This window comes from Duganella callida, from assembly GCF_004614165.1.
Lineage (GTDB): Bacteria > Pseudomonadota > Gammaproteobacteria > Burkholderiales > Burkholderiaceae_D > Rugamonas > Rugamonas callida.
Genome location: NZ_SPVG01000217.1, coordinates 1 through 5,781 on the forward strand (window position 1 = coordinate 1; position 5,781 = coordinate 5,781).

The window sequence follows — 5,781 nt, forward strand, 5'->3', positions numbered from 1 at the left end:
GCCCGGCACGACGGCCCAAGCGGCTGCCGGCGCAGCATCGACCCCGGCGGCGGACGCGGACGAGGTGCAGATCGTGCCCCTCACGCTTGCCACCCCGGCCGGCCGCCTGCGCTTCGACGCGCTGATCTGGTCGCCGCTGACCAGTGCGCTCAAGCGCCAGCTGTGCTATGACCAGAGCGGCAAGTCGGCGCAGTGCACGGACGCGCCGCCGTATCCCTACGCGCGCGCCCGCCTCAATGCGCGCTTCAAGGATGGCCTGATCGATGATTGCCTGTCCGACGCCCTGATCTACCAGGGCGTGGCGCGCGACGCCATGCAGCGCCGCCTGCGCGCGGCGGTGTTGCAGGTGATGGCGCAGGCGCCCGAGGCGGCGCCGCTGGTGGTGATCGCGCACAGCATGGGCAGCAAGCTGTTGTTCGATACGCTGTTGCGCATGAGCGAGGAGCCGCCCGGCTCGGCAGCCGCGCTGGCGGCGCAGCGCGCGATTGACCGGCTGCGCCTGCTGGTGATGGCGGCCAACCAGATTCCGCTGCTGTCGCTGGCCGATCAGCCGCTGCCCGCCGAGCAGGTGGCGGCGCCGCCCGACAGCCTGCAATTGCTGTTGCGCAAGCGGCTGCGCGCGGAGCGAGCCGGCACGGCGCGGCCGCTGACGCTGGTGGCGTTTTCCGATCCCAACGATCTGCTGTCGTACACGCTGGAACCGCAACGCTATGCGCAGGACGGCGTGACGGTCTACAACATCATCGTCTCCAACGCGGACACGTGGCTGGGCCTGCTCGAGCGGCCCGACAGCGCCCACCTCGACTACCTGACCAATCCCGACGTCGGCCGCCTGATCGCCTGCGGCCAGCCGATAAGCAAGCTATGCCGGTGAGCGTATATCCCCCCGGGGCGACCCTTTTACCAAATGTCTGATTTTGTCTGAAATTGTCTGGCATATGCCTGCTTTTTCGCCGCGCCGCACTGAACTTCCCTCTGAGCGACCCGTCTGACAATGACAGAGGCCGGCATTTCGCAGGCATTTTCAGACAAAAGCAGGCAAACACTATGGACCCGAGCCATCCTATCCATATGGAACTGGACTACCAGATGCGCAAGCGCGAAGACCTGCGCCCGGTCGATGAAATCACGCTGATCGCGCTGCGCGAATGGATGGCGCGCAACTACGGCCAGCCGGGCGGATGGCGCGACATCTACCTGCGCCGCAACTGCCTGGAAAGCTGGAGCCGCGCGGCGTCGGCATCGAGCGCCGCCGCCACACGCGCCGCCGCGGCGACTGAAAGCCGCTCAGGAGCCGGCCACCACCATGTTCTCGATCAGGATCGAGCCGGTCTGCTTGGTGCCGCGGATCAGCACGTCGTTGCCGACACCGACGATCTGCGCCAGCATCTCCTTCATATTGCCGGCGATGGTGATCTCCTCCACCGGATACTGGATCACGCCATTCTCCACCCAGTAACCGGCCGCGCCGCGCGAATAATCGCCGGTGACGTAGTTGGTGCCCTGCCCCATCAGCTCGGTGACCAGCAGGCCGGTGCCCATCTTGCGCAGCATGCCGGCGAAATCATCCTCGGGCCGCGTCAGCGACGAGGTCAGCGACAGGTTGTGCGAGCCGCCGGCATTGCCGGTGGTCTGCATGCCCAGCTTGCGCGCCGAATAGGTCGACAGGAAATAGCCCTGCACCACGCCATCCTTGACCACATCGCGCTTGACCGTGCGCACGCCCTCCTCGTCGAACGGCGCCGAGCCGACGCCGCCCGGCACATGCGGGTCTTCATGGATCTGCACGTGCTGCGGCAGCACCTGCTTGCCCAGCGAATCGAGCAGGAAGGTCGACTTGCGGTACAGCGCCCCGCCTGACGTCGCCTGCACGAAGGCGCCCAGCAGGCCGGCCGCCAGCGGCGCCTCGAACAGCACCGGGCACTGGCGGGTTTCCAGGCTGCGCGCGTGCAGCCGCGCCAGCGCGCGCTCGGCCGCATAGCGCCCGATCGCTTCCGGCGCCGCCATCTTCGAGGCGTCGCGCACCGAGGTGTACCAGTCGTCGCGCTGCATGTGCGCGCCCTTGCCGGCGATCGGCGCCACCGACAGGGTGTGGCGCGAATACGGATAGCCGCCGATGAAGCCGCGCGAATTGGCCGCGACGAAATGCGACTGCTGCACGTGCACGCCGGCGCCTTCGGAATTGGTCACGCGCGCATCGACCGCGAACGCGGCCGCCTCGGCGCGCTTGGCCAGCTCCACCGCCTCGGCGGTGCTGATGTCCCACGGATAAAACAGCTGCAGGTCGCGCGGCGCCAGTTCCAGCTGATCTTCGTCGGCCAGGCCGGCGCAATCGTCATCGGCGGTGAAGCGGGCGATGTTGTAGGCCGCCTCCACCGTCGCCTTCAGCGCCGCCGGCGAAAAGTCCGAGGTCGAGGCATTGCCGCGGCGCTGGCCGATGAACACCGTCACCCCCATGCCCTTGTCCTTGTTCTGTTCGATCGTCTCGATCTGGCTCTTGCGCACCGACACCGACAGGCCGCTGCCTTCGCTGATCTCGACCGCGCAATCGCTGGCGCCCTGCTGTCGGGCATAACCGAGCACATCGCGCGCGAGCTGCTTCAGCTGGTCCTGGGTGTGGGTAAAATGGGTATCGCTCATGGGCAGTTTTTCTTGAATGGCCGCTAAAACAGTTATCATAGCAGTCGTTTACAGTTTAAGGGCGCGGCCACGCGCCCGCGTGAAAGTTAATATTATGGTAAATCCCAACCGCAGCGGCGGCGGCGTCGGCTTCAGCTCGGCCGAATTCGAAGACGACTACGAGCGTCCCTCCAAATCCGAAATGAAGCGCCAGTCGGACGCGCTGCAAAAGCTCGGCCAAACCCTGGTCGAGGCGCCGCGCGACCGCGTCAAGAAAGTGCCGATGCCGGAAGACGTGCTGGACGCCATCCTCGAATGCCAGAACATCAGCAACCACGAAGGCCGTCGGCGCCAGCTGCAGTTCATCGGCAAGAAGATGCGCACGCTGGACCAGCACGAGGTGGCGCTGATCCAGGCCGCCGTCGACAGCTGGAAAGGCGCCTCCAAGGCCGAAACCGCCGCCATGCACGCGCTGGAACGCCGCCGCGAAAAACTGCTGGCCGACGACAATGCCCTGACCGCCCTGCTGTCCGAGCATCCGCAACTGGACGTGCAGCACCTGCGCACCCTGATCCGCAACGCCCGCAAGGAACAGGCCGAGAACAAGCCGCCCAAGGCCTACCGCGAAATCTTCCAGATCCTGAAACAGCTGGACGCGGCCAAGCACGCCCCGGCCGGCGACGACGACGACGCGGCGGACGCCGATGACGAGTGAACCGACCCTGCTGATCGGCCTGGTCTCGATCTCCGACCGCGCCAGCGGCGGCGTCTACCAGGACCAGGGCCTGCCGGCGCTGCAAGCCTGGCTGGCCGGCGCGCTGACCACGCCCTACCGCCTTGAAACCCGCCTGATCGCCGACGAGCGGCCGCAGATCGAGGCTACCCTGACCGAACTGTGCGATGACGCCCGCTGCCACCTGATCCTGACCACCGGCGGCACCGGACCGTCGCGCCGCGACGTCACGCCCGAAGCCACGCGCGCCGTCGGCAGCAAGGAAATGCCGGGCTTCGGCGAACAGATGCGTCAGATCAGCCTGCACTTCGTGCCGACCGCCATCCTGTCGCGCCAGACCGCCGTGATCCGCGAGACGGCCGACCACGCGGCGCTGATCCTCAACCTGCCGGGCCAGCCCAAGGCCATCGCCGAAACCCTGGGCGGCCTCAAGGACGCCGCCGGTGCCACCCTGGTGGGCGGCATCTTCGCCGCCGTGCCCTATTGCGTCGACCTGATCGGCGGTCCCTACATGGAAACCGACCCGGCCGTGTGCCAGGCGTTCCGCCCCAAATCCGCCCGCCGTCCCCAAGGAAACGTATGAGCAGCTTACTGCAGACCATTGAAAAAGAAACCGGCGCCAACCCCACCGTCGCCGTCATCTGGATGCACGGCCTGGGCGCCGACGCCAACGACTTCGTGCCGCTGATCCCCGAGCTCGACCTGGCCGGCCTGCCGCCGATCCGCTTCATCTTCCCCAACGCCGACACCATGCCGGTCACCGTCAACGGCGGCTACGTGATGCGCGCCTGGTACGACATCGTCGCCACCGACCTCGGCCGCCAGGAAGACGAAGCCGGCCTGCGCGCCTCGCAGCAAAAGATCGAAGCCCTGATCGCCCGCGAAAACGCCCGCGGCATCCCCAATGAGCGCATCATCCTGGCCGGCTTCTCGCAGGGCTGCGCCATGACCCTGCAGACCGGCCTGCGCCAGCAGCAGCCGCTGGCCGGCATGCTGTGCCTGTCGGGTTACGTGCCCATCGCCGCCCAAGCCGCCAGCGAGCACACGGCCGCCAGCAAACAGACCCCGATCTTCCTGGTGCACGGCCGCATGGACCCGGTAATCCCGCTGGCGCGCGCCACCGCCTCGCGCGACCTGCTGCAGCAATGGGGCTACCAGGTCGAATGGCACGACTACGCCATGCCGCACTCGGTCTGCCCCGAAGAAGTCCAGCACATCAGCGCCTGGCTGCGCCGCCTGCTGGCCTGACGCCCCCGCCCGCCGCACGCCCCCGGGGCCGGTTCCTCTCGCGCGGACCGGCCCCGTTTGCATTGTCTGTGCCGAATTACAACGGCGCACGCCAGAAAATATAAAAATTATAATTAAATGGTAAATTACCAATACCGCCCGCTACACGTGTCGCGGTAAACACCAACTCACAGGGGAAATGTCGATGAATCTGAAACAGCTTTTGCGCCATGCCGCCATCGCGGCAGTCATGCTCTGGACCGGCGTGGTCAACGCCGCCACCTACCAATTCTCGCTGACCGGCGATTACACCGCCAGCTGGCAGCTGGATTCCAACCCGGCGCCGGACGGCTACAGTCTGGGAATAGGCTTTACCCTGTTCGACGTCCAAGGCAGCTACACCGGCGCGCTGCTGCCGGTCGCCGATCTGACCTTCTTCCACAGCAGCCAGGACGGCGGCCTGGCCATCGACGACTTCTACGGCGGCATGACGCTGCTGGTGGCCGACGGTACCCAGCTTTACAGCGGTAGCGAAGACGCCCCCGTCTTCAAGCTCGGCACTTTCGCCCTGACCGAATACCAGGGCAGCGGCCACTATTCGCTGAGCGTCAGCGCGGTTCCCGAGCCGGCCACCTACGGCATGCTGCTGGCCGGCCTGAGCCTGGTGGCCGTGGCGCGCCGCCGCCGCCAGTCCTGATCGGCTTCACAGCAGATCGTCCAGCCGCACCGGCAGCTTGCGCACGCGGCGGCCGGTGGCGTGGTACACGGCGTTGGCCAGCGCCGCGGCCACGCCGACGATGCCGATCTCGCCGATCCCGCGCGCGCCCAGCGGATTGCACTGCGGATCGGCCCCCGCCACCACACTGACATCGATGGCGCCGATATCGGCGTTCACCGGCACGTGATAATCGGCCAGATTGGCGTTCACCACCCGCCCCGTGTGCGGATCCAGCTCGGCAATCTCGCTCAGCGCCATGCCCAGCCCCCAGACGATGCCGCCGATCAGCTGGCTGCGCCCGGTCTTGGCGTTCAGCAGCCGGCCGACGTCGTACACCCCCACCACGCGCGGCACCCGCAGCGTGCCCAGCTCCGGATCGACCCGCACCTCCACCATCACCGCGCCGAACGAATGCATCGAAAAGCGCTGCCGCTCGGCGCCCGGCGCCGCGCCGCTGTCGGCCTGCAGCGGCTGCCCGCCGGCG

6 protein-coding genes and 1 pseudogene are annotated in these 5,781 nt (G+C 67.2%); 5 read left to right on the forward strand and 2 right to left on the reverse strand.

The annotated features are described in order from the left end of the window. Positions 1 to 874, forward strand: a pseudogene (locus tag E4L98_RS22040) (alpha/beta hydrolase); the annotation flags it as partial. A 413-nt stretch (positions 875 to 1,287) separates the two neighbouring features. On the opposite strand, the gene pmbA reads toward E4L98_RS22040, so the two are convergent. Further along, positions 1,288 to 2,640 carry a metalloprotease PmbA gene (gene pmbA / locus E4L98_RS22045; RefSeq protein ID WP_135203692.1) on the reverse strand — a complete coding sequence of 451 codons (1,353 nt, stop codon included), beginning with the start codon at positions 2,638 to 2,640 and terminating at the stop codon, positions 1,288 to 1,290. A 94-nt stretch (positions 2,641 to 2,734) separates the two neighbouring features. Between pmbA and yjgA the strand changes: the two genes are divergently transcribed. The 4 genes from yjgA to E4L98_RS22065 all read left to right on the forward strand — a co-directional run bounded on the left by yjgA (position 2,735) and on the right by E4L98_RS22065 (position 5,276). Continuing rightward, positions 2,735 to 3,334, forward strand: a complete 600-nt coding sequence (yjgA, locus tag E4L98_RS22050; RefSeq protein ID WP_135203693.1) for a ribosome biogenesis factor YjgA — start codon at positions 2,735 to 2,737, stop codon at positions 3,332 to 3,334. Further along, a complete protein-coding gene (gene mog / locus E4L98_RS22055; RefSeq protein ID WP_135203694.1) occupies positions 3,324 to 3,935 on the forward strand; it encodes a molybdopterin adenylyltransferase in 612 nt (203 codons plus the stop codon). Before yjgA ends, mog begins: the two co-directional genes overlap by 11 nt. Continuing rightward, positions 3,932 to 4,600, forward strand: a complete 669-nt coding sequence (locus tag E4L98_RS22060; protein WP_135203695.1) for an alpha/beta hydrolase — start codon at positions 3,932 to 3,934, stop codon at positions 4,598 to 4,600. Before mog ends, E4L98_RS22060 begins: the two co-directional genes overlap by 4 nt. Before the next feature lie 184 nt (positions 4,601 to 4,784). Continuing rightward, a complete protein-coding gene (locus E4L98_RS22065) occupies positions 4,785 to 5,276 on the forward strand; it encodes a PEP-CTERM sorting domain-containing protein (RefSeq protein ID WP_229257510.1) in 492 nt (163 codons plus the stop codon). Positions 5,277 to 5,282: 6 nt separating this feature from the next. Here the strand turns inward: E4L98_RS22065 and E4L98_RS22070 are convergent. Next, on the reverse strand, positions 5,283 to 5,781 hold a 499-nt coding region (locus E4L98_RS22070; protein ID WP_135203697.1), incomplete at its 5' end, for a molybdopterin cofactor-binding domain-containing protein.

Bases quoted from the DNA above. Each gene is read 5' to 3' on its own strand.
- pmbA (WP_135203692.1), bottom strand. From the start codon at position 2,640: ATGAGCGATACCCATTTTACCCACACCCAGGACCAGCTGAAGCAGCTC.
- yjgA (WP_135203693.1), top strand. From the start codon at position 2,735: ATGGTAAATCCCAACCGCAGCGGCGGCGGCGTCGGCTTCAGCTCGGCC.
- mog (WP_135203694.1), top strand. From the start codon at position 3,324: ATGACGAGTGAACCGACCCTGCTGATCGGCCTGGTCTCGATCTCCGAC.
- E4L98_RS22060 (WP_135203695.1), top strand. From the start codon at position 3,932: ATGAGCAGCTTACTGCAGACCATTGAAAAAGAAACCGGCGCCAACCCC.
- E4L98_RS22065 (WP_229257510.1), top strand. From the start codon at position 4,785: ATGAATCTGAAACAGCTTTTGCGCCATGCCGCCATCGCGGCAGTCATG.